Origin of the sequence: Microbacterium salitolerans (genome assembly GCF_019720895.1) — a bacterium.
Taxonomy (GTDB): Bacteria; Actinomycetota; Actinomycetes; order Actinomycetales; family Microbacteriaceae; genus Microbacterium.
The window spans coordinates 650,153-676,111 of record NZ_JAHKSH010000002.1; the positions used below are offsets into that span (position 1 = coordinate 650,153).

Annotated in this window: 21 protein-coding genes; 8 read left to right on the top strand and 13 right to left on the bottom strand. The window is 69.0% G+C overall.

Annotated elements, in window-relative coordinates; genetic code table 11:
• Positions 1 to 17: 17 nt before the first annotated feature.
• The 4 genes from acnA to dut all read right to left on the bottom strand — a co-directional run bounded on the left by acnA (position 18) and on the right by dut (position 4,846).
• A complete protein-coding gene (gene acnA, locus KOL93_RS06310; RefSeq protein ID WP_308291556.1) occupies positions 18 to 2,828 on the bottom strand; it encodes an aconitate hydratase AcnA in 2,811 nt (936 codons plus the stop codon).
• Between the two features lie 179 nt (positions 2,829 to 3,007).
• A complete protein-coding gene (locus tag KOL93_RS06315; RefSeq protein WP_221584451.1) occupies positions 3,008 to 3,769 on the bottom strand; it encodes a DUF3159 domain-containing protein in 762 nt (253 codons plus the stop codon).
• Entirely contained in the window at positions 3,769 to 4,368 is a 600-nt protein-coding gene (locus tag KOL93_RS06320) for a DUF3710 domain-containing protein (protein WP_221584452.1), read from the bottom strand. The genes KOL93_RS06315 and KOL93_RS06320 overlap by 1 nt, the downstream gene beginning before the upstream one ends.
• A 25-nt stretch (positions 4,369 to 4,393) precedes the next feature.
• Positions 4,394 to 4,846 carry a dUTP diphosphatase gene (gene dut, locus KOL93_RS06325; RefSeq protein WP_221584453.1) on the bottom strand — a complete coding sequence of 151 codons (453 nt, stop codon included), beginning with the start codon at positions 4,844 to 4,846 and terminating at the stop codon, positions 4,394 to 4,396.
• A 12-nt stretch (positions 4,847 to 4,858) separates the two neighbouring features.
• Here dut and KOL93_RS06330 point away from each other — a divergent pair, with 12 nt between their 5' ends.
• Positions 4,859 to 5,344 carry a DUF3093 domain-containing protein gene (locus KOL93_RS06330; RefSeq protein WP_221584454.1) on the top strand — a complete coding sequence of 162 codons (486 nt, stop codon included), beginning with the start codon at positions 4,859 to 4,861 and terminating at the stop codon, positions 5,342 to 5,344.
• Position 5,345: 1 nt separating this feature from the next.
• Here the strand turns inward: KOL93_RS06330 and KOL93_RS06335 are convergent, their stop codons facing one another.
• The gene (locus tag KOL93_RS06335) at positions 5,346 to 5,636 is read right to left on the bottom strand and encodes a DUF4193 domain-containing protein (protein WP_221584455.1); all 291 of its coding nucleotides are present in this window, start codon (positions 5,634 to 5,636) and stop codon (positions 5,346 to 5,348) included.
• Positions 5,637 to 5,955: 319 nt separating this feature from the next.
• Between KOL93_RS06335 and sepH the strand changes: the two genes are divergently transcribed.
• Complete coding sequence (gene sepH, locus KOL93_RS06340; RefSeq protein ID WP_221584456.1) at positions 5,956 to 6,975, top strand: septation protein SepH; 1,020 nt, start codon at positions 5,956 to 5,958, stop codon at positions 6,973 to 6,975.
• 7 nt (positions 6,976 to 6,982) lie between these two features.
• On the opposite strand, the gene KOL93_RS06345 is transcribed toward sepH, so the two are convergent.
• The gene (locus tag KOL93_RS06345) at positions 6,983 to 8,053 is read right to left on the bottom strand and encodes an alkaline phosphatase family protein (RefSeq protein ID WP_260405945.1); all 1,071 of its coding nucleotides are present in this window, start codon (positions 8,051 to 8,053) and stop codon (positions 6,983 to 6,985) included.
• A gap of 173 nt (positions 8,054 to 8,226) precedes the next feature.
• On the opposite strand from KOL93_RS06345, the gene KOL93_RS06350 reads away from it, so the two are divergent.
• Positions 8,227 to 10,671: a DNA gyrase/topoisomerase IV subunit A gene (locus KOL93_RS06350; RefSeq protein WP_260405946.1), complete on the top strand. Its 2,445-nt coding sequence runs from the start codon at positions 8,227 to 8,229 to the stop codon at positions 10,669 to 10,671.
• Between the two features lie 111 nt (positions 10,672 to 10,782).
• Here the strand turns inward: KOL93_RS06350 and KOL93_RS06355 are convergent, their stop codons facing one another.
• The gene (locus KOL93_RS06355) at positions 10,783 to 12,876 is read right to left on the bottom strand and encodes a DNA gyrase/topoisomerase IV subunit B (RefSeq protein ID WP_374107112.1); all 2,094 of its coding nucleotides are present in this window, start codon (positions 12,874 to 12,876) and stop codon (positions 10,783 to 10,785) included.
• Between the two features lie 199 nt (positions 12,877 to 13,075).
• Between KOL93_RS06355 and KOL93_RS06360 the strand changes: the two genes are divergently transcribed.
• Positions 13,076 to 13,297: a DUF7455 domain-containing protein gene (locus KOL93_RS06360; protein WP_221584458.1), complete on the top strand. Its 222-nt coding sequence runs from the start codon at positions 13,076 to 13,078 to the stop codon at positions 13,295 to 13,297.
• A 73-nt stretch (positions 13,298 to 13,370) separates the two neighbouring features.
• On the opposite strand, the gene KOL93_RS06365 is transcribed toward KOL93_RS06360, so the two are convergent.
• Together KOL93_RS06365 and KOL93_RS06370 are read right to left on the bottom strand one after the other, a co-directional pair.
• Positions 13,371 to 14,411, bottom strand: coding sequence for an alanine racemase (locus KOL93_RS06365; RefSeq protein ID WP_221584459.1), 1,041 nt, complete (start codon positions 14,409 to 14,411; stop codon positions 13,371 to 13,373).
• On the bottom strand, positions 14,408 to 15,085 hold the full coding sequence (locus KOL93_RS06370; protein ID WP_221584460.1) for an alanine racemase: 678 nt from the start codon (positions 15,083 to 15,085) through the stop codon (positions 14,408 to 14,410). The genes KOL93_RS06365 and KOL93_RS06370 overlap by 4 nt, the downstream gene beginning before the upstream one ends.
• Before the next feature lie 85 nt (positions 15,086 to 15,170).
• Between KOL93_RS06370 and KOL93_RS06375 the strand changes: the two genes are divergently transcribed.
• Positions 15,171 to 16,196 (top strand): sugar-transfer associated ATP-grasp domain-containing protein, encoded by a 1,026-nt coding sequence (locus KOL93_RS06375; protein WP_221584461.1) that lies wholly within the window; start codon positions 15,171 to 15,173, stop codon positions 16,194 to 16,196.
• A gap of 60 nt (positions 16,197 to 16,256) precedes the next feature.
• On the opposite strand, the gene KOL93_RS06380 is transcribed toward KOL93_RS06375, so the two are convergent.
• The 3 genes from KOL93_RS06380 to KOL93_RS06390 form a co-directional block, all read right to left on the bottom strand.
• Positions 16,257 to 16,949: a coenzyme F420-0:L-glutamate ligase gene (locus tag KOL93_RS06380; protein WP_221584462.1), complete on the bottom strand. Its 693-nt coding sequence runs from the start codon at positions 16,947 to 16,949 to the stop codon at positions 16,257 to 16,259.
• Positions 16,949 to 18,193, bottom strand: a complete 1,245-nt coding sequence (locus KOL93_RS06385; RefSeq protein ID WP_221584463.1) for an RNA polymerase sigma factor — start codon at positions 18,191 to 18,193, stop codon at positions 16,949 to 16,951. The genes KOL93_RS06380 and KOL93_RS06385 overlap by 1 nt, the downstream gene beginning before the upstream one ends.
• 220 nt (positions 18,194 to 18,413) lie before the next feature.
• A complete protein-coding gene (locus KOL93_RS06390; protein ID WP_221584464.1) occupies positions 18,414 to 19,340 on the bottom strand; it encodes a proteasome assembly chaperone family protein in 927 nt (308 codons plus the stop codon).
• Positions 19,341 to 19,428: 88 nt separating this feature from the next.
• On the opposite strand from KOL93_RS06390, the gene KOL93_RS06395 reads away from it, so the two are divergent.
• The 3 genes from KOL93_RS06395 to sucB all read left to right on the top strand — a co-directional run bounded on the left by KOL93_RS06395 (position 19,429) and on the right by sucB (position 24,552).
• Positions 19,429 to 20,922, top strand: a complete 1,494-nt coding sequence (locus tag KOL93_RS06395) for a leucyl aminopeptidase (protein ID WP_221584465.1) — start codon at positions 19,429 to 19,431, stop codon at positions 20,920 to 20,922.
• Between the two features lie 28 nt (positions 20,923 to 20,950).
• Positions 20,951 to 22,348, top strand: a complete 1,398-nt coding sequence (gene lpdA / locus KOL93_RS06400) for a dihydrolipoyl dehydrogenase (RefSeq protein ID WP_221584466.1) — start codon at positions 20,951 to 20,953, stop codon at positions 22,346 to 22,348.
• Between the two features lie 95 nt (positions 22,349 to 22,443).
• Positions 22,444 to 24,552 carry a 2-oxoglutarate dehydrogenase, E2 component, dihydrolipoamide succinyltransferase gene (gene sucB, locus KOL93_RS06405; RefSeq protein WP_221584467.1) on the top strand — a complete coding sequence of 703 codons (2,109 nt, stop codon included), beginning with the start codon at positions 22,444 to 22,446 and terminating at the stop codon, positions 24,550 to 24,552.
• A gap of 53 nt (positions 24,553 to 24,605) precedes the next feature.
• On the opposite strand, the gene KOL93_RS06410 is transcribed toward sucB, so the two are convergent.
• Positions 24,606 to 25,937, bottom strand: a complete 1,332-nt coding sequence (locus tag KOL93_RS06410) for a hypothetical protein (RefSeq protein ID WP_221584468.1) — start codon at positions 25,935 to 25,937, stop codon at positions 24,606 to 24,608.
• Positions 25,938 to 25,959 lie beyond the last annotated feature (22 nt).

Sequence of the window (25,959 nt, forward strand, 5' to 3'; positions counted from 1 at the left end):
CTCCGTGAGTGCGTCGATCAGACCAGGCTGCGCAGCACGTACTGCAGAATGCCGCCGTTGCGGTAGTAGTCGGCCTCACCCGGCGTATCGATGCGGACGACCGCGTCGAACTCGACCGTCTGCTTGCCGGCGGGCGAGTGCTCGCTCGGCTGCGCCGAGACGCGCACCGTCTTCGGAGTCGTACCCTCATTGAGCTGCTCGAGACCCGAGATCGAGAAGACCTCGGTGCCGTCGAGTCCGAGCGACTCGATCGACTCGCCCTCCGGGAACTGCAGCGGAACCACGCCCATGCCGATGAGGTTCGAACGGTGGATGCGCTCGAAGCTCTCGGTGATGACGGCCTTCACGCCCAGCAGGCGCGTGCCCTTGGCAGCCCAGTCACGCGACGAGCCGGAGCCGTACTCCTTGCCGCCGAGGACCACGAGCGGGATCTCCTCCGCCGCGTAGTTCTGCGCCGCGTCGTAGATGAACGACTGCGGTGCGCCCTCCTGCGTGAAGTCGCGCGTGTAGCCGCCCTCGACGCCGTCGAGGAGCTGGTTCTTCAGGCGGATGTTCGCGAACGTGCCGCGGATCATCACCTCGTGGTTTCCGCGGCGGGAGCCATACGAGTTGAAGTTCCGCCGGTCGATCCCGTGCTCCTGCAGGTACTGACCCGCAGGGCTGTCGGCCTTGATCGCACCGGCCGGCGAGATGTGGTCCGTCGTGACCGAGTCGCCGAGCTTCGCCAGGACGCGCGCTCCCTCGATGTTCTTCACGGGCTCGAGATCGAGGGTCATGCCGTCGAAGTACGGAGGCTTGCGCACGTACGTCGACTCGCCGTCCCAGTCGAACGTCGATCCCGTGGGCGTGGGAAGGCTCTTCCACTTCTCGTCGCCCTCGAACACGCTCGCGTACTGGTGGGTGAACATGTCGGTGCTGATCGACGAGTCGATCGTCGACTGCACCTCCTCGGCCGTGGGCCAGATGTCCTTCAGGAAGATGTCGTTGCCCTCGGCATCCACGCCCAGCGGGTCGTTGTCGAAGTCGAAGTTCATCGACCCCGCCAGCGCGTACGCGATGACGAGCGGCGGCGATGCGAGGTAGTTCATCTTGACGTCGGGGTTGATGCGCCCCTCGAAGTTGCGGTTTCCGGAGAGGACTGCAGTGACCGCGAGGTCGTTGTCGTTGATCGCCTCGGAGACCTCCTCGATGAGGGGCCCCGAGTTGCCGATGCAGGTCGTGCAGCCGTAGCCGACGGTGTAGAAGCCGAGCGCTTCGAGGTCGGTGTTGAGACCGGCCTTCTCGTAGTAGTCCGTGACGACCTTCGAGCCGGGAGCCATCGTCGTCTTCACCCAGGGCTTCGAGGTGAGGCCCTTCTGTGCAGCGTTGCGCGCCAGCAGCCCCGCGGCGAGCATGACCGACGGGTTCGACGTGTTCGTACACGACGTGATGGCCGCGATCGTGACGGCGCCGTGGTCGAGCGTGTACTCCCCGCTCGGGCCCGAGACCGTGCTGGGCTTCGAGATGTTCGCGGGGGCGAACGCCGTGTGGCGGATGGTCCGCTCCTGGTCCTCGCCCTCGTTCTCCGGCGTCGTCGACGGGGCATCCGATGCCGGGAAGGACTCGGCGACCTGGTCGTCGACGATCGAGTCGGCGGTCGCGTAGTTGACGAGGTCCTTCGAGAACTGCTCCTTGGCGCTCGTCAGCTCGATGCGGTCCTGAGGACGCTTCGGGCCGGCGATCGAGGGGACGACCGTCGAGAGGTCGAGCTCGAGGTACTCGCTGAACGTGGGCTCGGCCGACGGGTCGTGCCACATGTGCTGCTGCTTGGCGTAGGCCTCGACCAGCGCGAGCTGCTCCTCACTGCGGCCCGTGAGACGCAGGTAGTCGATCGTGACGCCGTCGACCGGGAACATCGCAGCCGTCGAGCCGAACTCGGGGCTCATGTTTCCGATCGTCGCGCGGTTCGCGAGCGGCACCTGGCCGACGCCGTCGCCGTAGAACTCGACGAACTTGCCGACGACGCCGTGCTGGCGCAGCATGTCGGTGATCGTGAGGACGACGTCCGTCGCCGTGACACCCGCCGGGATCTCGCCCGTGAGCTTGAAGCCGACGACCTTGGGGATCAGCATGGACACGGGCTGACCGAGCATGGCCGCCTCCGCCTCGATGCCGCCGACTCCCCAGCCGAGCACGCCCAGACCGTTGACCATCGTCGTGTGCGAGTCCGTCCCGACGCACGTGTCGGGGTAGGCCTGAAGGGCGCCGCCGACCTCGCGCGTGAACGTCGTGCGCGCCAGGTACTCGATGTTGACCTGGTGGACGATGCCCGTTCCCGGCGGGACAACCTTGAAGTCGTCGAACGCCGTCTGGCCCCAGCGCAGGAACTGGTACCGCTCGCCGTTGCGCTCGTACTCGATCTCCGTGTTGCGCTCGTAGGCGTCCGCACGGCCGAAGAGGTCGGCGATGACGGAGTGGTCGATGACCATCTCGGCCGGCGCCAGGGGGTTGATCTTGTTCGGATCGCCGCCGAGACCGGCGACGGCCTCGCGCATCGTGGCGAGGTCGACGATGCACGGGACGCCGGTGAAGTCCTGCATGACGACGCGGGCTGGCGTGAACTGGATCTCGGTGTCCGGGTCCGCAGCGGCATCCCAGCTGCCGAGAGCCTCGATCTGCTCACGGGTGACGTTCTTGCCGTCCTCCGTGCGGAGCAGATTCTCGAGCAGCACCTTGAGGCTGTAAGGAAGCTTCTCGTAACCGTCGACCGCATCGACGCGGTAGATCTCATAGTCGGTGCTGCCGACCGTCAGGGTGCTCTTGGCACCGAAGCTGTTCACCGTGGACACGGGTGTCTCCTCCTGGTCGACCTCGGCATTGCGCCTCCCATCTTGCTCCCGGGAACGCACGACGGCTAGTAAGGCCGTCCTCATAGTCCAAAGGGCGAGATGCGCACGGGCGCATCGGCGCAATCTATCTTGATGTCAAGATAAATCGTACACGACCGACCGCGTCCCCGCGGCTCCGATCAGCCGCCAGGCGTGTCGGGCGCGCTCTTCGATCCCCTGCCCGGATACACGGCCCGCACGGCGAGCCACGTGATCGCCACGAGCGGAGCGAACAGCGGTATTCCCATGACGAGCTTCACCGTCCCGATCACCTGCACGTCGACGTCTGCGAGCCACATCGGGAACTGCACCGCCAGGCGCGCGAAGAACAGCGCTCCCCACATGATCGCGAGCCAGAAGAACACGCGGCGCTTACGACGATCCCGCCGCCAGGCGAGGCCCTCGTCCATGAGGAAGCCGGCGGCGAGGCCGATGATGGACCACCCCGCGAACGCGGACACGAGGAAGGCCGACCCGTAGATCACGTTCGTGATGAACCCGGGGATGAAGTTGTCCTCGGCGCGCCCCGTGAAGAGCACGAGCGCCCCCGCGACGCCGACGGCGATGAGCCCGCCGAGAGCCGCCGACGGCGGCTGCCGCTGGACCAGTCGCGCGACCGTGAAGACGCCTGCGGCCGCCACGGAGAGACCGACCGCGAGCACGAGCTGGTCGCGCCAGACCGTGAGGCTCACGAGGAAGACGACGAGCGGCAGCACGGACTCGACGATGCCGCGAACGCCGCCCATCGCCTTCCACACCGCCTGCCCCGTCGACGTCGTGTCGGACGGGTCCAGCCCGGCGCGCCGCGCCGCCTGGCCGAAAGCCTGACTGAGCTGCGACGAGGCGTGCACCTGGTCGGTCGCCTCCGCCTCCTCCTTCGGCTCTCGCTCGGGATCCGTCATCAGGATCCGGGCGTCGAGGGCATCTCGAGCGGGATCAGATCGCGCGGCGGCATCGGGGAGCCGCCGCGGACGACGACGATCGAACGGAACAGATCCTCGATCTGCTCGGCGTGCTCCGGCGAGCTCGCCCCCATGCCGCCGATGACGCCGCGCAGGAACCAGCGGGGGCCATCGACGCCCACGAAGCGCGCGATGCGCATCCCGGAGCCCTCTTCCGCGCTGACAGGCACCTCGGCGAGAAGCTCCGCACCCAGGGCGCCTTCACGCTCCTCGACCCGACCGCCCTGCTGCGACACCTGCGCACGGATCTGCTCGCGTGTCTCATGCCAGAGACCGGCCGTTCGCGGCGCCGCGAACGGCTGCACCTGCAGGGTCGATTCGGCGTAGTCGAGACCCACCGCGACGATGCGCTTGGTCTTCTCCTCGACCTCGAGCCGGAGATTCAAGCCCTCGCGCGGCAGGACCTTGATGCCGCCGAGATCGATGTAGGGGCGCACGGGGTTCGCCTCCGACTCGTCGAAGGGTCCGTTCTGCGCCCGGTCGGCCGGTGCCGACTTCCGCGAGGAGGTCGTGCCGGGATCGTCGTGAGGTTCAGTCATCAGTCTCGTCGTCTTCTTTCGTCGTTCAGCTGTCGGCGCGCGTCGCGGCGTATCCGGAGGATCCGAACCCGCCCGCTCCGCGCACGCTGTCGGAGAGGTCTTCCACGGGCAGGAAGCGAGCGCGCGTGACGGGCATGACGATCAGCTGCGCGATCCGGTCGCCTGCGCCGACGTCATATGCGGTGCGGCTGTCGGTGTTGAGGAGGGCGACCTTGATCTCGCCGCGGTAGCCCGCGTCGATCGTGCCGGGCGAGTTGACGATCGTGATGCCGTGCTTCGCCGCGAGTCCGCTGCGCGGGACCACGAATGCCGCGTATCCGTCGGGAAGCGCGATGCGCACGCCGGTCGCGACGAGCGCGCGCTCCCCCGGCTCGAGGCGGACGTCCTCCGTCGCGACGAGATCGGCACCAGCATCGCCGGGGTGCGCATAGGCGGGCACCTGCGGTGCCACAATGGGAACATCCACGGAATCACTCACGCAACGAGGGTAATGCAGATCCAGACCGACTCCCGCGACAACCGCCACGCTACCGAGGTCTATCGCGAACGACTCGCGCCGTCGCTGAAGATCATCGCCGGAGCCGCGATCGTGGCGCCGATGGTGTCGCTCGTCTTCGTGCAGGTCGACCGCACGCTCGCGCTGTCGCTCGGCGCCCTCTCGGCGATCGCCCTGGTGTCCGCGCTCATCTGGGCGGCGCCGGTGATCCGCGTCTCCGGTGGCGAGCTGCGCGCCGGGCGCGCGCATATCGACGTCTCCCTGCTCGGCGATCCGCGCTCATTCGACGGGGACGATGCGCGTGCCGCTCGCGGCCCCGGGCTCGACGGACGAGGCTGGCACCTCATACGCGGAGGGATCGCCGGGATCGTGTCCGTTCCGAACATCGATCCCGACGACCCCGTGCGCTCGTGGACCATCTCGACACGCACCCCCGACCGCCTGGCTGCGGCGATCCGCCGGGCGCAGCGCGAGAGCTGACTCAGGCCGAGCAGTCCTTGCAGATCGGGCCGGAGGTGTCGGCGTGGTCGAGCTGCGACCGGTGCTTCACGAGGAAGCAGCTCATGCACGTGAACTCGTCCTGCTGCGGCGGGAGCACGACGACATCGAGTTCGACGTTCGAGAGGTCGTTTCCACCGAGCACGAAGCTCGGGTTGTCGGCGTCCTCGGACTCGACGGACGTGGTCTGGTTCGAGCGCGCCGCTTTCAGGGCCTCGATCGACTCGTTGCCTTCTTCTTCATTCTTACGCGGTGCGTCGTAGTCGGTTGCCATCGTGAGGGCGTCACTTCTTTCACAGTCTGCGGAGGAAACGGGAGCCCCGCGCGGGTCACGCACCTGGTTGAGGAGGGGCGGATCGCGACTCGGAGCGAGCGGTCATCGACATCCGACGCGAACTCGGCACCGTGGGCGGGGCGGCGACAGTTTGCACGACGCCGCCGCCTTTCGCAAATGGCGACGCGCGCGGCGCGCCTGGGGCTGCCGATCGAGCAAACCTACGGCGCGCCCGCGTTATTCCCGTTTTCCCGGCTGCGCCGTGGCAACATGTGTGCGGATCGCGCCCCCGGCGGCGCTTTCGGCGGAGAGGAGCAGGATGGAACAGCTGACCATCGTGGGCGCGGAGGGGCTGAGGCTCGTCCTCGCCACCGAACAGGGACAGCGCTTCACCCTCGACATCGACGACATGCTGCGCACGGAGGTGCGCAAGGCGCGCGCCGAGGCGGAGCCGAAGCCGCGCGAAGCAGGACCGAGCCCACGGGAGATCCAGGCCCATATCCGTTCGGGAATGGCCGCCGAGCAGGTCGCGGAGCTGCTCTCCTGCGACATCGAGCGCGTCCGGCTCTTCGAGGGCCCTGTGCTCGCCGAGCGCGAGCACATCGTCGGGCGTGCGCTGGCGATGCCGGTGCTCACCGGTGTGCGGATCGACCAGGACGAGAATCCGACGTTCGGCACCGCGATCCGGCAGAAGCTCACCGAGCTGTCCGCGACGAACGAGCGCTGGACGAGCTGGAAGGAGGACGAGGGGTGGGTCATCAAGCTCACCTTCGTCGCCTCATCCGTCGACCACGACGCCCGCTGGACATTCGACCCGCGCCGGAGCGCACTTGCGCCCGCGAACGACGACGCGACGCAGCTCTCGCGCCAGGGCAAGATGCCCGACGGTCTCATCCCCCGACTGCGCGCGCTCGACGTCGTCGCGGACGAGAAGGACTCGTCGACGTTCGACGAGAAGGCGTTCCACGAGGACGCGCCTGTCCCCACTCCCGAACCCGAGCGCACAGCTGACACAGCTGATCTCCTCGAGGCCCTTCGCCGCAAGAGGGGCCAGCGCGAGGTGCCCCCTGCTCTCCATGACGACGACGAGCACGACGAGAGTGCGCCGCGCGGCCCGCAGCGCCCCGTCGCCATGATCGGTGCGATCGACCCCCGCGTGGAGGAGACGCCGCCAGCCGACGACGCGGAGGACAACGCGAACGAGAACGATGACGACACTTCCGTCGAGGAGTCGGACGCGCGCGCCAAGCCGAGCGCGTCGGAGTCCGCGAAGCGCCGCGGCCGTCCCGCCATGCCGTCATGGGACGAGATCGTCTTCGGCGCGCGCGGCGACGACTGACGTCGATTCAGTTCGCGTATGCGCCGAGCCGGATGAGCGGCACGGACGTCTCCTCCGGCGTGATGGATCCATGCTGGCCGATCATCTTCTGCGGCCCCTTGTCGGCCAGACGATCATCGTAGAACGCCCAGCTGCCGCGCGCCGCGACGAGGACGTCGCCGATGCGCGCGGGCACGTGAGGTGACATGACCGTGCCGAACAGCCCATCGGACAGCGCCTGCTCTCGCGTCGAGACGTCCGCCGTCTGCGCAGACTCTCGGCGCCATCTCTCGGCGAGCTCGTCGGCGTCGACGCCGCCCTCTCGATAGACGTGGAGGAGCCTCGGCTCTCCTCCGAGGTGACGGACGCCATCGAGGCGCGGATCACCGTCCGCGAGCAGCACATGGCGGTGGCGCGGCACGTCGATCATGCCGTGGTCGGCCGTGACCACGGCGCCGACCGTGGGCGGCAGACTCAGAGCAGGGCGGAGCGCGAGATCGATCGCCTCCAGCGTCTGCGTCCACGCGTCGGAGTCCACACCATGACGATGTCCGACCTGATCGAGTTCGGGCAGGTAGCAGTACACGAACGAGTCGGGCTCCTGTGATGCGAGAGCGCAGGCGACCTGCACACGCTGCGCAAGGTCGTCCTCTCCGATGTACTCGGCGCCTCGCATGATCGCCGAGGTGAGCCCGGTGGATTCGTACGCGGTCATGCCCACCGCGTACCCCCGGATCCCTGCCCTCGACGCGCGCTGGAAGACCGTCTCGGAGCGCTGCCAGGTGTCAGGATCCAGGCCGTCGCGCTCGTACCCGTTGAGCTGGTTGGTGAGCACATCGCGGTCGGGATCGAGCGTGCGGTAGCCCACGAGGCCGTGTTCTCCGGGCTCCGCGCCCGTCAGAATCGAGGTGAGCGCGGCGGCCGTCGTCGAGGGGAAGACGGTGCGCGCAACATGCTTCTTGGGCATCGCACCGGCGAGATGGCGCGCATGCGCACGATGCGCACGCAGCTGGATCGCCCCGAGACCGTCGACGACGAACACGACGCCTGAGATCGCAGCAGGCAGCCACGTGCTCTCGCCACGCAGAGATCGGAGCATCTCGGGCGCCACTCCGGCGAGACTCCGGGCAGCCGCGGGCCCCACAGGTAGGATCTTCTGCATCCGGGCCAGTCTCGCACAGCACCCGACACGCACCCTTGTGCCGACATCACCCGCGCAGAGCGGAACGGGCGAGACCCCGCACACGACGTCCCATCCAGAAGGAGGGCTGCATGGCGCGCACGCAGGAACCCGCCGCCTCACCGGCCGACGAGCGCATCGAAGACATCGCTCTCGAGAGCGAGATGCAGGATTCGTACCTCGAGTACGCCTACTCGGTGATCTACTCCCGCGCGCTTCCCGACGCGCGCGACGGCCTCAAGCCCGTCCAGCGACGCATCCTGTACCAGATGGCCGAGATGGGCCTCCGTCCGGACCGCGGGCACGTGAAGAGCGCACGCGTCGTCGGCGATGTGATGGGCAAGCTCCACCCCCACGGCGACAGCGCGATCTACGACGCCCTCGTGCGCCTGTCGCAGGACTTCGCGATGCGGGTGCCGCTGGTCGACGGTCACGGCAACTTCGGCTCCCTTGACGACGGACCGGCCGCGTCTCGATACACGGAGGCGCGACTCGACCGCTCCGCCCTGCGGATGACCGAGCATCTCAGCGAGGACGTCGTCGACTTCGTGCCGAACTACGACGGCCAGTACCAGCAGCCCGATGTGCTGCCCGCGGCGTACCCGAACCTCCTCGTGAACGGCGCCACGGGCATCGCGGTCGGCATGGCGACGAACATGGCGCCCCACAACCTCATCGAGGTCGTGGGCGCCGCGACGCACCTCCTGGAGCATCCCGAGGCGACGACGGACGACCTCATGCAGTTCGTGCCGGGCCCGGACTTCCCCTCGGGCGGCATCATCATGGGACTCGACGGCGTCCGCGACGCCTACGAGACCGGTCGCGGATCCGTCAAGGTCCGTGCGAAGACGACGATCGAGCAGATCGGGCCGCGACGCACCGGCATCGTCGTGACCGAGCTCCCGTACATGGTCGGCCCGGAGCGCGTGATCGAGAAGCTCAAGGACGCCGTGCAGTCGAAGAAGCTGCAGGGCATCAGCGACGTGAACGACCTCTCGGACCGCAAGCACGGCCTGCGGCTCGTGATCGGTGTGAAGACCGGCTTCGATCCCGCAGCGGTGCTCGAGCGCCTCTTCCGCCTGACGCCGCTCGAGGACTCCTTCGGCTTCAACAACGTCGCGCTCGTCGACGGCCAGCCGTCGACGCTCGGCCTGCGGGACATGCTCGTCGTGTACGTGAACCACCGCATCGAGGTCGTGACGCGCCGCACGACGTACCGTCTCCGGCGCCGGCGCGAGCGCCTGCACCTGGTCGAGGGCCTGCTCGTCGCCATCCTCGACATCGACGAGGTCATCCAGGTGATCCGCACGTCCGAGACGAGCGACGAGGCGAGGACGCGCCTCTGCCAGGTGTTCGACCTCGACGAGGTGCAGGCGGAGTACATCCTCGAACTGCGCCTGCGGCGGCTCACGAAGTTCTCGCGCATCGAGCTCGAGACCGAGCGCGACGAGCTGCTCGCCGAGATCGCCCAGCTCGAGGAGCTGCTGGGGTCCGAAGCGCTGATCCGGCGTCAGGTGGCGCGCGAGCTCGAGGCCGTGTCCGACGAGCTCGGCACGCCCCGCCGCACGGTGCTCATGAATGCGCGCCCGCAGCCGAAGCGCCCCGCCAAGTCGGGAGACGCGGACCTGCAGATCGCCGATGCCCCCACGCTCGTCGCACTGTCGACGACCGGACGCGCCGTGCGCATCGATGCGCCCGAGGGCGAGCAGATCGCCCCTCCCGCGCGACGCAGCAAGCACGACGCGATCCTGTCGACGGCCATCACGACGGTGCGCGGCGAGATCGGCGCCATCACGTCCTCGGGCCGCCTGCTGCGGTTCTCCCCCATCGATCTGCCGTCGGTCCCCCCGACGTCGATCTCGCTCGGCGCGGGCCAACGGCTGCGCGACTACATCGGGCTCACCGACAAGAACGAGGACATCCTCGGCCTCGTCGTGCCCAGCAGCGACACGCCCCTCGCACTGGGCACCGCGGGCGGCGTCGTCAAGCGCATCGTGCCGTCGACACTGGCTGTGCGCCCCGAGCTGGAGATCATCTCGCTCAAGTCGGGCGATCGCGTGGTCGGCGTCGCGGACGCCGCAGACGATGCTGACGTCGTGTTCGTCACGACCGATGCCCGACTGCTGCGCTTCTCCGCATCGGCCGTTCGTCCTCAGGGCGCCTCGGCGAGCGGCATGGCCGGCATCAAGCTGTCGCCCGGCTCCTCCGCTCTGTTCTTCGGATCCGTGACCGGCGACGGCAACGTCGTCGTGACCGTCTCGACCGCAGAGGGGACCATCCTCGGCACCGATGCGGGCCGTGCGAAGATCAGCGACTTCGGCGAGTATCCGACAAAGGGCCGCGGCACGGGCGGCGTACGCGCACATGCCTTCCTGAAGGGCGAGGATCACCTGCAGATCGCCTGGGCGGGCCCCGACCCCGCCTACGCGCTCGATGCAAAGGGCGCCGTCCGGAAGATTCCGATGACACTCTCGAAGCGCGACGGCTCCGGGCAGCCGCTAGAGGCGCCGCTGGCCACGATCGGTCGCGCGCTGTAGGAGATCCCCTCTCGACGCGACGGTCGACGAGCGCCGGAGGCATCGTGCGGGAGACGGCTCTGACGCACGTCGCGGCCGACGCGTCCTCCCCCGCCCACCGGCGGGCGGGGGCTATGCGTCGATCGCCTCCTTGTCGAGGCGCGCCGCTCCCTGGACGATGAAGTTGCGCCGCGGCGCCACCTCGCTCCCCATGAGCATCTCGAACACGTGGCCCGCCTCCTCGGCGTCCTCCATGCGCACGCGACGCAGGAGGCGGCCGTCGCGCGACATCGTCGTGTCAGCGAGCTGATCGGCATCCATCTCGCCGAGGCCCTTGTAGCGCTGAATCGGCTCCTGCCAGCGCTTGTTCTGCCGGCGCAGCTTGGCGAGCAGGGTGTTCAGCTCGCGATCGCTGTAGGTGTAGATCGTCTCGTTCGGCTTCGATCCCGGATTCATGACGATCACCCGGTGCAGAGGCGGAACAGCCGCATAGACGCGCCCGTGCTCGATGAGCGGGCGCATGTACCGATAGAACAGCGTGAGGAGCAGCGTCCGGATGTGGGCGCCGTCGACGTCGGCGTCGCTCAGGATGATGACCTTGCCGTAGCGGGCCACGTCGATGTCGAAGGACCGTCCCGAACCCGCGCCGACCACCTGGATCAGCGCGGCGCACTCGGCGTTCGAGAGCATGTCGCCGATCGACGCCTTCTGCGTATTGAGGATCTTCCCGCGGATGGGGAAGAGCGCCTGATACTCGCTGTCGCGTGCCTTGCGCGCCGTTCCGAGCGCCGAGTCTCCCTCGACGATGAACAGCTCGGAGTTCGACACGTCGTTCGAACGGCAGTCGATGAGCTTGGCCGGAAGCGACGACGACTCGAGCGCGTTCTTGCGGCGCTGCGTCTCCTTGTGGGCACGGGCCGAGACGCGCGCCTTCATCTCGCTCACGACCTTGTCGAGCAGCATCGACACCTGGCTCTTGTCGTCGCGCTTGGTCGACGTGAACCGGTGCTTCATCCCCTCGCGCACGACCTTCGCGACGATGGCCCGCACGGCAGGAGTGCCGAGCACTTCCTTCGTCTGGCCCTCGAACTGCGGTTCGGGCAGGCTGACGTTGAGCACGGCGGTGAGCCCCGCGAGCACGTCGTCCTTCTCGAGCTTGTCGTTTCCGACCTTGAGCCGACGGGCGTTCTTGTCGACCTCCGCGCGCAGCTGCTTCGTGAGCTCCTGCTCGAAGCCCTGCTGGTGCGTGCCGCCCTTGGGCGTCGCGATGATGTTCACGAACGACCGCATGATCGTGTCGTATCCCGTGCCCCAGCGCAGCGCGATGTCGACGCGGCACTCCCGTTCGACCTCGGTCGAGCGCATGGAGCCATCGGGCTGCAGCGTCGGGACCGTCTCGGTGAAGCTTCCCGTCCCCTCGAGCCTCCAGGTGTCCGTGACCGGGGCATCCATCGAGAGGAACTCGACGAACTCGCCGAGGCCGCCGTCGAAGCGGTAGGAGCTCTCCTTCACACCGACCTCGGGGTCGTCGGCCGCGCGCTCATCGCGGATGACGATCTCGAGCCCCGGCACGAGGAATGCCGTCTGACGGGCGCGGGTGACGAGCTCCTCGTACTGGAAGGCGGCGTCGCTCGTGAAGATCTGACGATCGGCCCAGTACCGCACGCGCGTGCCGGTGACGCCGCGCTTCGTCTTGCCGATGACGCGCAGTTCGCTGTTCTTCTCGAACGGCGTGAACGGCGCATCCGGGCGCGCCTCACCGGTATCTCCGAAGATGCCGGGCTCACCCCGGTGGAAGCTCATCGCGTGCGTCTTGCCGCCGCGGTCGACCTCGACATCGAGACGCTCGCTGAGCGCGTTCACGACCGACGCCCCCACGCCGTGCAGGCCGCCGGAGGCCGCGTAGGACCCGCCGCCGAACTTCCCGCCGGCATGGAGCTTCGTGTACACGACCTCGACGCCCGTGAGGCCGGTGCGCGGCTCGACGTCGACGGGCACGCCTCGGCCGCGATCCTGGACCTCGACGCTGCCGTCGTGGCGGAGCACGACCTCGATGCGATCGCCGTTGCCGGCGACGGCCTCGTCGACCGAGTTGTCGATGATCTCCCAGAGGCAGTGCATGAGCCCGGGCGAGCCGTTCGAGCCGATGTACATGCCCGGGCGCTTGCGAACGGCCTCCAGGCCTTCCAGCACCTGCAGATGATGGGCGGAGTACTCAGCTGTCACGATGTTCGATCCTATCTTCGAATCCGTCCGGCGCCGCGCTGACACTCCCGCGGCCGGACTCCCGCTGCGAGGATCCGAGTCGTCGTACGCCCAGCGCGAAATGTGCCGCCGTTTCGGGAAGCTCACGGGGGCCGGCGTGGTTGTATGGAGGACAGACGAAGACGTGGATCTGCTGAACGACAACGAAGGAGGCAGCCCGATGACTGCGACGACGACCGCCGATGCACCTGTCTCGCACCGCCTCACCGCGGCTGACCGCTGCGACGCATGCGGAGCGCAGGCCTACATCGCCGCCGAGGTGGGAGGCAGCGAGCTGCTCTACTGCGCGCACCACGGCCGCAAGTTCGAAGAGAAGCTTCGCGCCGTCGCCACCGCGTGGCACGACGAGACCGAGAAGCTCGACGCGGAGGCCGCGAACTGAGACTTCCCGAAGAGCCCCTCCCGACCCGCCGTCGGGAGGGGCTCTTTCTGTGCGGCGACGGGGCGCTCGACGCTCAGAGGTAGGCGCGTGGGACCAGAGGCGAGATCCGGAGGAGCGGCTCCTCCCCGACCGTGCCGATCGCTTCGCCGAGGTCGGTCGGCGTCGGCTCCCCTGATGCGCCCGACCCGAAGATGACGACCTCGTCGTCGAGCGCCGCGCCCGGCCAGGCCGCAACGAACGCCTCGAACGGGTCCACGCGGAGAAGCTCCCGCGGACCGGCGGGCGTCGACACCGAGACGCGGCCGCCCAACGTCGACGGGAGGCCATCGACGGCGCCGATGCCGATGCGCACGCCCGCGTCGACCACCCCGGTCACGCGGGCCACAAGCGAGGACACGGGAGCGATTCCGGGGAGGTCGGGGCCGTCTTCGGAGCGCACGCCGAAGCAGAACGCGCCCACGCGCACCAGGTCGTAGCGGAACTCCGGGCGGTGCCACGAGGCCGCGCTCGCCGCGAGGTGGCGCACATCGGGATCCAGCCCAGCGGCGCGCGCCGCGTCGACCGCGTCGTCGAAGACGGCGCGGGAGACATCGTCCTCGTCGTCGCTCGCCTCCGCGATATGGCTCCAGATCCCCGTCACGCGGATCCTGCTCTCGCGCTCCCAGCCACGCGCGGCCGCACAGAATTCGGCCCACGCCTCAGGACGGACGCCGTTGCGGTGGAGCCCGGTGTCGATCTTGAGATGAACCGGCGCGACGACGCCCGCGCTGCGGGCCGCGCGCGCGATCCGCTCGAGATACGAGATATCGCCGACGCCGAGTTCGAGGCCTCCTCGTATGCCCGCTTCCGCCTCTTCCTCGGACACGGTCATCCATGCCAGTACGCGCGCACGATCACCTGCTTCGGCCTTCGCGCGGAGCGAGCTCGCCAGGTCGATGCCGCCGAACCAGACCGCCCCCGCATCGAGGGCGGCATCGACGATGGGCTCGACACCCTGGGCATAGGCGTCGTCCTTGATGACGACGAGCACCTCCGCGGGCGCCATGCGCGCTCGCACGGCACGAACATTCCGGCGGAGGCGTCCGAGGTCGACGCGCAGCTCTGCCGTGTTCACGGGACCACCTCCCGCGGAGCGGACAGCCCCACCACGGCGACGAGCTCCAGCGCCGACCAACCCGTGGCACGCACCCAGTCGTCGAGCAGATGCGGGGCGGATCCTCCGAAGTACACGGCCTCCGCGCCGGACTCCAGCTCCAGATCGCTGCCGATGTCGACCACGCACACGTCCATCGCCACGCGGCCGATGATGGGGCGTTCCGCGTCTCCGAAGCGCACGGACGCCGTTCCGCCGATCGCGCGTGCCACGCCCTGCGCGTATCCGCCAGAGATCAGCGCGGCGTTGGTGTCGCTCGTCGCGCGATGCCTGTAGCCATACGAGACACCGTCGCCGGCGCGCAGGCGCTTCGTCTGCAGGACGGGGGCCGCGAACGTCAGTGCGGGGGCTCCACGTCCGTTCAGCCCGTAGACGGCATCGAGATCGAGGGCCGGCCCCGCCGACGGATGCATCCCGAGCGCCACGGCATCAGCGGGCTCGTCCGTGCGCGCCGCGGTCACGCCCGCGGCGCGTGCGGACTCCGCCACCGTCGCGGCGCCGTGGCCGCACGCGTCGCGACGCAGATCCACGACGACATCGCGACGGCCTGCGGCCGCCGCGGCGATATTTTTCTCGAGCGCCGCGCGCGACACACGCACCCGCGGAGCGCTCATGCTCAGAGTCGACTCACTCATCCGACCTAGACTAGGCGGCGCCCGCCTGAGCGCGTACCCAGCGATCCGCATACGGGCACCGACTTCCCGCCGACCCGGAGGATCCATGCCCGCGAACGGCCTCGCCCTCGGACCGAAGCTCCGCTATCTCGCAGAGCGCGCCCGCCGCATCGACATCGGCTCGGTGATCGAGCGCGCTCGAGAGGTGCACGACGAGCACGGCAAGGCGGTGCCTGCCGTGCTCGCGGACATGCTCTGGTCCGCCGCGAAGAAGGATGTCGCGTTCCAGGACTACGTCGACTTCGACTTCGCGATCCTCTCCGCCGCCGAGCGCGAGACCTTCATGACCCACCCTGTCTCGGCACAGCTCGCTCAGCAGTGGTCGCAGCCCGCCGGGCGGAAGATCTTCGAGGACAAGATCGCCTTCAATCGCCGATTCGACGCGTTCCTGAAGCGCGCGTGGCTCATCGTCGACGACCACAACGTGGATGCCGTGCGTGAGTTCGTCGAGACCCAGAAGACGATCATCGCGAAGGTGCCCGTGAGCCACATGGGCCTCGGCGTGCGCCGGTATCACGCGAAGGACGTCGACGACTGGTCGGCCTTCCACCGCCAGCTGCGCGACCGCGGCGAGGTGCTGCTCGAGGAGATCATCACGCAGCACGACGACATCTCCGCCGTCTGCCCCGGCACCGTCAACACGACGCGCATCACGGCGTTCTTCGACGGCGCGGACGTGCACGTTCTCGCCGTCGCGCAGAAGTTCGGGCGCGGCGAAGTCAGCGACCAGATGTCGTACGGCGGCTTCTACACGATGCTGGACCCGGACACGGGCCACGCGATGAGCGCCGGGTACGACTCGCACGCGCATGTGCACGAGACCCACCCCGACACCGGCTTCCGCATCGCCGACTTCCAGCTCCCCCTGTTCGACGAGGCCGTCGCGCTCGTCGACAAGGCCGCCCGTGAGGTCCCCGACGTGCAGTACGCGGGATGGGACGTGGTCGTGACCCCGACCGGTCCTGTGCTCGTCGAGGGCAACTGGGGTGCGGGCGTGTACGAGAACAAGCCGAGCGTGTCGGGTGTCCGCACCGGGCACAAGCCGCGCTATCGCGCAGCCATCGGCTTCTGAGCACACGAAGAAGCGGCGGGGAGTCTCGGATGAGACTCCCCGCCGCTTTCGTGTGGGATGTCAGGCCGCGCGGATGATGCCCATCGGCGTCGACTGATGCCCCTGCCCCAGCGGGTTGTCGCTGAGGATCTTCACGAGGGTGCGCTCAGCCGTCTTGTCGAGGGTCGAGCCGAGGATGTTCCCGCCGATGTCGTTGATGTCGACGACCGCGACATCGCAGCCGACGAGCTTCTTCATCTCCGCAGCGACCTCTCGCGGCCGCTCGGGGCCGAGCACGACCGCGTCGTTGTACGGCGGGATCGTGTTGGGAGTCGGGCCGTCGATCGCACGCGCCTTGTCGCCTGCGATCCGGTAGAAGTCGCCGCGCCGCCCGAAGAGCTTCGTCACGGCCGAGACGCCGGCGGCGAAGAGGATCCGCAGCGGGCCGACCTCACGCAGAGCGAACTCCATCGTCTCGGGGATGCCGAGACCGATGCCGTACGCCGACTTCGTGACGTACTTCGAGAGGAAGCGCGCGAGCGGCCGAGGCTCGATCTCGCTCATCATGTAGGAGCGTCCCTGCATGATCGCGACGATCTTCTCGGTGATGAAGAGAGTGTCGCCCTGCTGGACCGAGTCGACCGCATACTTCTGGACGATCTCCTCGAGCTGATCGCCGGGCATCACCACGTGTGTGCGCAACGGGATGCGCAGGTACGAGGCGCCGTCGATCGTGACGTTGAGGGCCTTGCCCTCGTTGGCATCGCTCACCATCACTCGAGGTAGTCCCGCAGCGACTGCGAGCGGCTCGGGTGACGCAGCTTCGCCATGGTCTTGGACTCGATCTGGCGGATCCGCTCGCGCGTGACGCCGAACGTGTCGCCGATCTGATCGAGCGTCTTGGGCTGTCCGTCTCCGAGGCCGAAGCGCATGCGGATCACGCCCGCCTCGCGCTCCGAGAGCGAGTCGAGGAGCCCCTCGAGCTGACGCTGCAGCATCGTGAAGCCCACGGCGTCCGCCGGGACCACGGCCTCGGTGTCCTCGATCAGGTCACCGAACTCGCTGTCGCCGTCCTCACCCAGTGGCGTGTGCAGAGAGATCGGCTCGCGACCGTACTTCTGCACCTCGACGACCTTCTCAGGCGTCATGTCGAGTTCCTTGGCCAGCTCCTCGGGCGTGGGCTCGCGGCCCAGATCCTGCAGCATCTGGCGCTGCACACGGGCGAGCTTGTTGATGACCTCGACCATGTGGACCGGGATGCGGATCGTGCGGGCCTGGTCGGCCATGGCGCGCGTGATGGCCTGACGGATCCACCATGTGGCGTACGTCGAGAACTTGAAGCCCTTGGTGTAGTCGAACTTCTCGACCGCGCGGATCAGACCGAGGTTGCCCTCCTGGATCAGATCGAGGAACTGCATTCCGCGGCCCGTGTAGCGCTTCGCGAGCGAGACGACGAGACGGAGGTTCGCGCCGAGCAGGTGGCTCTTCGCGCGCTTTCCGTCGCGGGAGACCCACTGCATGTCGAGGCCGAGCTGCGTCGACTTCTCAGCCGCCGACATCTTCGACAGCTTCTCCTCGGCGAACAGGCCCGCCTCGATCCGCATCGCGAGGTCGACTTCCTCTGCCGCGTTGAGCAGCGGAACCTTGCCGATCTGCTTCAGGTAGTCCTTGACAGGGTCGGCCGTCGCCCCGGTGATCTGCGTCGAGTAGACCGGGACGTCCTCCTCCTCGGAGGCGCTGATGACGATCGCGCCCGTCGGGAGCGGCTCGGCCTGCTCCTTCTTGGGCGCCTTCTTATCTTCGGCCTCTTCGGTCTCGGACGCGTCGTCACCGATGATCTCGGCGACGACGTCGCTCTTCTTCCGAGCCGTCTTCTTGGCCGCAGGCTTCTTCGCGGCTGGCTTCTTCGTCGCCGCCTTCTTCGCGGCGCCCTTGGTGGCAGCCGTATCGTTCTCGGCCGTCGCGGCCGTGGTCTCGTCGACCTCGTCGGTCTTCGTGGTCTTCGTGGCAGGAGTCACGTTTCGCCTTTCACCAGGGCCACCGCGCGCCAGCGCCCCGGGTGTGTTCGAGCACGATTAAGACCCTTGTCAAGTGCGAGCGCCTTGCGGGTTTCGAGATGACAACGGGTCGGATGTCCATTCTCTCATATGTCGGCGCCGACTGATGACACGGCGAGCCGACGCCGTGTCGAGGGAAACATCGCCTCGCTCGTCGGTATTCCCCACCAGGCCTCCGACGTCAGGCTCCGCGCTCGTCGTCGCCTGGCCGGTCGGCGAGGAATCGTTCGAGCTCGGCCGCCAGTTCATCTGCGCTCGGGAGATCGGACTCGACCAGACCCTCGCCCGAGACCGAAGCCCCGCGCTCCCCTGCCATGTAGGCGTCGTAGCGCTGTTCGAGCGCCTCGACCATGCGGGCCAGCTCGTCGTTGCGGGAGATCTGGTCGTCGACGCGTTCGAGGTAGGCGCGATTGTCGTCGCGGAGCCCGTCGAGCCCGAACACCAGACCCGTCGCGGTCATGAGCTTGTCGAGCGCCGCGAGAGCCGCACCGGGATACTCGGTCTCCGCGAGATAGTGCGGGACGAGCATCACGAAGCCGGCGACCGGGAAGCCGTCCTCCGACAGCCGGAACTCCAGCAGGTGGCCCGCCGTCGCGGGAACCTGCGTGTGCGGACGCCACACGGAGTGGGCCTGGATGAGGTCGGTGCGGGATCCGCTGACCGTCGTCGTCAGCTGGCGCGTGTGCGGAACCGGCATGGGGATCGCGTGCAGCCATGTGAGGGACGCCACGTCATACTCGTCGGCCAGCTCGCGCACCGCGTCGACGAACGCGTTCCACTGGAAATCGGGCTCGTAGCCCGCGAGAAGGAGGAACTGCTGCCCCAGGGCGTCGCGTACGAGTGAGAGTTCGAGTCTCGGCGCGCGGAACTCCGACAGATGGTCCTGATCGAACGTGACGATCGGACGACGCGCGCGGTAGTCCAGCAGTGCGTCGTTGCGGAACACGGCGACGGGATGCGGTTCGAGATCCTCTCGCGCGAACTCGACGATGCTCGACACCGTGCCGCCGGCGTCCGTGATCCCGGTCAGCAGTGCGACGAGCGGGAGGCGCGGGGGGACCACGGGCGCGTTCGCCACGCGCTCGAAGATGTCGGGGGTGCGAGGCATCTCTCCATGCTACGAGCAGCAGACGCACCTCGGGCCTTCCATGACCGCACCGGGGCGGATGAGCCGGCGCGTACATAGGATGGGTGACATGCCTCTCCCCGAACTCGCGATCACTCACGCTCCGTTCCCGTCCGACGAGGCCGACGCTCTGATCCTCGCGGTGCCGTCGCTCGACGACGACGCGGCCGCCCCGTCGGATCTCGCCGGCCTCCGCCCCGCTCTCGAGGCCATCTCCTTCACGGGCGCGAAGGGCGCGTACGCGCGGGTCTACGCGCCGTCGCTCACCGAGAAGCCGCTCGCCGTCGTCGGGCTGGGCTCCTCCGTCGACGCCGACGTCGTGCGCGAGGCTGTGGGCACCGGCGTCCGCCAGCTGACCGGCTTCGACACGGTGGCCGTCGCCGTGGCCGCCGAGGTCGAGGAAGGATGGCGCGCCGCCGCCGAGGGTGCGATCCTCGGGGGCTACGCGTTCGACTCATACAAGAACATCTCCGACGAGAAGAAGGCATCGTCGCGCCGCGCGGCGAAGGTTCTCGTGGCCGCGCCGGACGACGTGTCCGACGACGACCTCCGCACCGTGCGCGCGCACGGTGACGCCGTCGCCCTCGTCAAGGACCTCGTGTCGACGCCCGCCGACCGCCAGAGCCCCGAGGTCTTCGCCGACCACGCGGCGGCCTCCACGTCCGATCTCCCGATCCAGGTGACGGTCTGGGATGAGAAGGCTCTCGCGGACGGCGGCTTCGGAGGCATCCTGGGTGTCGGTCGCGGATCCGACCGACCGCCGCGCCTCGTGCGCCTCGACTACGCACCCGATGCTGCGGACCGACATGTTGCGCTCGTCGGCAAGGGCATCACCTTCGACACGGGCGGCCTCTCCCTGAAGCCCGCGGCATCCATGGTCGGCATGCAGGAGGACATGACGGGGGCCGCTGAGGTCCTCGCCGTCGTGCGCGCCGCCGCTCAGCTCGCGCTTCCCGTGCGCGTGACGGCCTGGATGTGCATCGCCGAGAACATGCCCTCGGGCCGCGCGACGCGTCCCGGCGATGTCCTCGTGATGGCCGACGGCACGACCGTCGAGGTCACGAACACCGATGCCGAAGGTCGTCTCGTCCTCGCCGACGGTCTCGTCGCCGCGAGCCGCGAGAACCCCGACGTGATCGTCGACGTCGCGACCCTGACCGGAGCCATGGTCGTCGCGCTCGGCACGCGCCACACGGGCATCATGGGCGATGACGACGCCGTCGCCGCCTTCCTGGAGGCGTCGGAGCGCACGGGTGAGGCGGCCTGGCCCCTCCCCCTCCCCGATTTCATGGAGGAGCAGCTCGATTCGCGGGTCGCCGACTTGCAGAACGCCAACGTCGGCAGCCGCGCCGCCGGCTCTCTCTATGCGGGACTCTTCCTGCGTCGCTTCGTCGGCAGGATCGACAACGCCGACGACGGCGACCGGATCCCCTGGGTGCACCTCGATATCGCCGGAACCGCGATGAGCACGTCGAGCGCATACGGCTACACCGACAAGGGCCCGACCGGCGCATCGGTCCGCGCGCTCATCGACTTCGTCGCCGCCGGCGGTCGGACCGCGTGACCTCCGCGATCGTACGAGTGGACCTGTCGTGACCGACCACGCATTCGATGTCGTCGTCCTCGGCGGCGGCAGCGGCGGCTACGCGGCGGCGCTGCGCGCCGCCGAACTCGGTCGGTCCGTCGCCCTCATCGAGCGCGACCTCGTCGGCGGCACGTGCCTTCACCGCGGATGCGTGCCGACGAAGGCGCTGCTGCACACGGCCGAGGTCGCCGACACCGTGCGTCACGCCGCGGCCTCCGGTGTCCGGGCGACGCTCGAGGGCATCGACGCGGCAGCCGCGCGAGACTGGCGGCAGAAGCTCGTCGACGGCAAGTTCCGGGGGCTGACGTCCCTGCTGAAGGCGCGCGGCGTGACGTCGGTCAGCGGCATCGGCACGCTCACGCGCTCGGGCGAGCAGCCGGCGATCCGCGTCGACGACGACCTCTACGTGGGAGCAGACGTCATCATCGCCACGGGGGCGTCCAGTCGGTCGATTCCCGGAGTCGAGATCGGCGGGCGCATCCTCGATTCGACGAGTGCGCTCGCCCTCGATGAGATCCCGGGCCACGCCGTGATCCTCGGCGGGGGTGTCATCGGCGTCGAGTTCGCCAGCGCGTGGCGCTCCCTCGGCGCCGATGTGACGATCGTCGAGGCGCTCGACTCGCTCGTCGCGAATGAGGATCCTTCGTCTCGCGGTGCTCTGGAGAAGGCATACCGTCGACGCGGCATCGCCCTCGAGCTCGGTTCCCGGGTGTCGTCGGTGAGCGCCGACGACGCGAGCGTCGCCGTGGAGCTCGAGGACGCGCGGCGCATCGCCGCCGACTACGTGCTCGTGGCCGTCGGACGCGCGCCCGTGACCGCCGGAATCGGCCTCGACGACCTCGGTGTCGAGACCGATCGCGGATTCGTCGTCGTGGATGAGGATCTGCGCACGACCGCCGAGCACGTGTGGGCCGTCGGCGACGTCGTCTCCGGGCCGCAGCTCGCGCACCGCGGGTTCCGCCACGGCATGTACGTCGCCGAGCAGATCGCCGGTCTCACGCCCTCGCCTCTCGATGACAGGCTCTTCCCGCGTGTGACCTACTCCTCACCCGAGATCGCCGCTGTCGGACTGACAGAGGACCAGGCCGTGGCCGCGCACGGAGCGGACGCCGTCGGGACGACGGAGGTATCGCTCGCCGGCAACGCGAAGAGCGAGATCGTGCAGGCCGGATCCCCCGTGCGAGCCGGCCACGCGAAGGTCGTGCGGCTGACGAACGGCCCCGTGGTCGGCGTCCACCTCGTCGGCGACCGCGTCGGAGAGCTCATCACCGAGGGGCAGCTCGCGGTCGCCTGGGAGGCCCACCCCGACGATCTGGCGCCCCTCATCCACGCGCATCCGACGCAGAGCGAGGCTCTGGGCGAGGCCTTCCTCGCCCTCGCCGGCTCGCCGCTCCACACCCTCTGACTCACCATCGGCGCTGCTGGCCCCACACGGGACGCGAGCAGAGCCGATCCCCTAAGCTGAACAACGCACTTCCACCTTCTGAAGGAGACTCGAATATGAGCACTTCCGTTGTCCTCCCCGCTCTCGGCGAGAGCGTCACTGAGGGAACGGTCACCCGCTGGCTGAAGCAGGTCGGCGACACCGTCGAGGTCGATGAGCCTCTGCTCGAGGTTTCGACCGACAAGGTCGACACCGAGATCCCTTCGCCCGTGGCGGGCGTGCTCGAGTCGATCGCCGCTCAGGAGGACGAGACCGTCGAGGTCGGCGCCGAGCTGGCGACCGTCGGCGACGGCTCCGGCCAGGGATCCGCTCCCACGGCCCAGGAGCCGGCAGCAGACGCACCGTCCGCGCAGGAGTCTGCGCCCGCCGCGGAAGAGAAGCCCGCCGAGGAGAAGCCCGCAGAGACTCCCGCTCCGGCCGACGACAAGCCCGCTGCATCCGGCGACGCGACAGACGTCGTGCTCCCCGAGCTCGGCGAGAGCGTCACCGAGGGCACCGTGACCCGCTGGCTCAAGCAGGTCGGCGACACCGTCGAGGTCGACGAGCCCCTGCTCGAGATCTCCACCGACAAGGTCGACACCGAGGTCCCCTCCCCGGTCGCCGGCAAGGTCCTCGAGCTCCTCGCATCGGAAGACGACACCGTCGAAGTAGGGTCCGTCCTCGCCCGCGTCGGCTCGGGCACACCGGCCGAAGAGAAGCCGGCAGCAGACGCATCGCCCGCGCAGGAGTCTGCGCCCGCCGCGGAAGAGAAGCCCGCCGAGGAGAAGCCCGCAGAGACTCCCGCTCCGGCCGACGACAAGCCCGCTGCATCCGGCGACGCGACAGACGTCGTGCTCCCCGAGCTCGGCGAGAGCGTCACCGAGGGCACCGTGACCCGCTGGCTCAAGCAGGTCGGCGACACCGTCGAGGTCGACGAGCCCCTGCTCGAGATCTCCACCGACAAGGTCGACACCGAGGTCCCCTCCCCGGTCGCCGGCAAGGTCCTCGAGCTCCTCGCATCGGAAGACGACACCGTCGAAGTAGGGTCCGTCCTCGCCCGCGTCGGCTCGGGCGCACCGGCCGAAGAGAAGCCGGCAGCAGACGCATCGCCCGCGCAGGAGTCTGCGCCCGCCGCGGAAGAGAAGCCCGCCGAGGAGAAGCCCGCAGACACTCCCGCCCCAGAAGCGCCGGCAGCTCCGGCACAGAAGGCGCCTGCGTCTGAGAAGCCCGCGGCTGCACCGGCCCCCGATCCCGCACCGGCACAGGGCAGCGACAAGCTGTACGTCACGCCGCTCGTCCGCAAGCTCGCGTCGCAGAACGGCGTCGATCTCGCGCAGGTCACCGGAACGGGCGTCGGAGGTCGCATCCGCAAGGAGGACGTCCTGAACGCGGCGAAGACCGCGCAGACGGCGACTCCGGCCACGGCGGGCGCGCCGGTCTCGACACCGGCGACGAAGCTCGAGACGTCGCCGCTGCGCGGCACGACTCAGCCGATGACGCGTCTGCGCAAGGTGCTCGCAAAGCGCGCCGTCGAGTCGATGACGTCGACAGCTCAGCTCACCACGGTCGTCGAGGTCGATGTGACGAAGCTCGCCGGATTCCGCGACCAGAAGAAGGGCGAGTTCCTCGAGAAGACGGGAAACAAGCTCTCCTTCCTGCCGTTCTTCGCTCTCGCCGCGACCGAGGCGCTCAAGGCCTTCCCGATCATCAACTCGACTCTCGACGGCGAGAACATCGTCTACCCCGAGAGCGAGAATCTCTCGATCGCGGTCGATACCGAGAAGGGCCTGTACACGCCGGTTCTGCGCGACGCCTCGTCGAAGAACCTGTCGGAGATCGCCGCAGGCATCGCCGACCTCGCCGATCGCACGCGCAACAGCAAGCTGAAGCCCGATGACCTCGCGGGCGGCACGTTCACGCTGACCAACACGGGTTCGCGCGGCGCGCTGTTCGACACGCCCGTCGTGTTCCTCCCGCAGTCGGCGATCCTGGGCACGGGAATCGTGTTCAAGCGGCCAGGCGTCGTGAAGGTCGACGGCGTCGACGCGATCGGTGTGCGCTCGTACGTCTATCTCGCGCTGTCGTACGACCACCGCACGATCGACGGTGCGGACGCGGCTCGCTACCTCAGCGCGCTCAAGAACCGCCTCGAGGAGGCGAACTTCGAGGCCGATCTCGGCATCTGAGTCCCGCCTGCTTCGACGGGGGCCGTGCTTCGCGCACGGCCCCCGTCGTCGTGTCAGGGCGCGGCCGACACGTCGCGGATCCGCCATGAGTCGTCCGTCCGTTCGATCACGAGGAACTGCCGAAGGTCGTCGGCGGTGACGCTCAGGAGGGCGACGGCGCCGTAGTCGTCGACGAGCTCGACATGGCGGCCGTCTGCCGCGGCAGCCACGGGGCCCTCGCGCTCGAGCTCGTACCCGACCCCGCAGCGATCGTGTCCGCACGCGTCCCAGGCCGCCAGCAGAGCGGTCGCCGCGGCCCGGGGATCGTCCTCCGCCGTCTCCGCCGCGTCCGGCTGCACCGGCGCTCCCGTCTCGGGCGCCGACGTGGGAGCCCTGGTGCTCTGCGATGCCGGCGCCGCGCGAGACGAAGCCGAAGAATCCGAGGCACGGGAGGGATCGGCGTCGGGCCAGAGCAGGCCCCCGACGCACCCGAGCACGACGACCGCCACGCCCACGAGGGCGAGACGCCCACGGCCGGTGGACTCGGCTGGCGACCGCCGCCTGCGCGGCCGCTTGCCGCGCGCCCTCCACCGTGCCCGGAGAGAATGCAGTGCGCCGAAGACGGCCTCCCCCACGCCCGCGTCGATGTGACGTGTGAGTGCACCTCGCAGAACGTGGAGGACGCCGCCCGTTTCGTCGTCGTCCTCATCGACGATCACACGCGCTGGTCGGGCGCCGCGCCCGGGTGCCGCGGTGACCGAGACATCGATCGGCTGCGGCGCCGCCGCCTCGAACAGCGTCTCCTCGAGGGACTCCAGCCGACGCGACAGTACCTGAGGGCGACCGATCGCCTCGAGCGCGTCGTCGATCGCTCGCGACACGATGCGGTCGTCGCACCCGCGTCGAAGACGCTGAATGAGGGCGCGACTCGCCTCGGCGATCGTCTCGTCGTCCTCCTCGCTCTGCGAGTACCCGAAGACCGGGCGGCCATCGACCGCGAGCCACCAGGAGCCGTGCTCGCCCTCGTCGACACCGCTCGCGCGGGCCTCGGCGATGCCCCGCAGGACCGAGACGACGATCGTCACGACCTCGCCTCGGTGCCACGACTCGCGCGCCTCCTCGCGCCTGCCGCAGGCCGCGCTGAGGCGCTCGCGCACGTCAGGGACGACGACATCGTGGCCATCCGCGCGGCGCACGACATCGGCGGGGGCGAGCACATGCTGTGCGCCGGCGCAGCGCCAGCCCGGCCAGTCGTCGAGCACACGCGCATCGACGAGCAGGACGGTCGACTCGGACAGCGCCGCACGGGTCGCGGCGAACGGGGCCTGCGGCGGCTCGACACGACGGATCCGCCGCACGACATCGCCGAGAGGGTCCACACGGGAACGGGTCGCGGAAGCAGTCATGGCATCCACACTGGCGCGATGA

What these genes read in the sequence shown, in the direction of transcription:
- KOL93_RS06315 (WP_221584451.1), bottom strand. Translation starts at nt 3,769, where the DNA reads ATGACGGATCCCGAGCGAGAGCCGAAGGAGGAGGCGGAGGCGACCGAC.
- KOL93_RS06320 (WP_221584452.1), bottom strand. Translation starts at nt 4,368, where the DNA reads ATGACTGAACCTCACGACGATCCCGGCACGACCTCCTCGCGGAAGTCG.
- KOL93_RS06330 (WP_221584454.1), top strand. Translation starts at nt 4,859, where the DNA reads ATGCAGATCCAGACCGACTCCCGCGACAACCGCCACGCTACCGAGGTC.
- KOL93_RS06335 (WP_221584455.1), bottom strand. Translation starts at nt 5,636, where the DNA reads ATGGCAACCGACTACGACGCACCGCGTAAGAATGAAGAAGAAGGCAAC.
- sepH (WP_221584456.1), top strand. Translation starts at nt 5,956, where the DNA reads ATGGAACAGCTGACCATCGTGGGCGCGGAGGGGCTGAGGCTCGTCCTC.
- KOL93_RS06345 (WP_260405945.1), bottom strand. Translation starts at nt 8,053, where the DNA reads ATGCTCCGATCTCTGCGTGGCGAGAGCACGTGGCTGCCTGCTGCGATC.
- KOL93_RS06350 (WP_260405946.1), top strand. Translation starts at nt 8,227, where the DNA reads ATGGCGCGCACGCAGGAACCCGCCGCCTCACCGGCCGACGAGCGCATC.
- KOL93_RS06360 (WP_221584458.1), top strand. Translation starts at nt 13,076, where the DNA reads ATGACTGCGACGACGACCGCCGATGCACCTGTCTCGCACCGCCTCACC.
- KOL93_RS06370 (WP_221584460.1), bottom strand. Translation starts at nt 15,085, where the DNA reads ATGAGTGAGTCGACTCTGAGCATGAGCGCTCCGCGGGTGCGTGTGTCG.
- KOL93_RS06375 (WP_221584461.1), top strand. Translation starts at nt 15,171, where the DNA reads ATGCCCGCGAACGGCCTCGCCCTCGGACCGAAGCTCCGCTATCTCGCA.
- KOL93_RS06380 (WP_221584462.1), bottom strand. Translation starts at nt 16,949, where the DNA reads ATGGTGAGCGATGCCAACGAGGGCAAGGCCCTCAACGTCACGATCGAC.
- KOL93_RS06390 (WP_221584464.1), bottom strand. Translation starts at nt 19,340, where the DNA reads ATGCCTCGCACCCCCGACATCTTCGAGCGCGTGGCGAACGCGCCCGTG.
- KOL93_RS06395 (WP_221584465.1), top strand. Translation starts at nt 19,429, where the DNA reads ATGCCTCTCCCCGAACTCGCGATCACTCACGCTCCGTTCCCGTCCGAC.
- sucB (WP_221584467.1), top strand. Translation starts at nt 22,444, where the DNA reads ATGAGCACTTCCGTTGTCCTCCCCGCTCTCGGCGAGAGCGTCACTGAG.
- KOL93_RS06410 (WP_221584468.1), bottom strand. Translation starts at nt 25,937, where the DNA reads ATGACTGCTTCCGCGACCCGTTCCCGTGTGGACCCTCTCGGCGATGTC.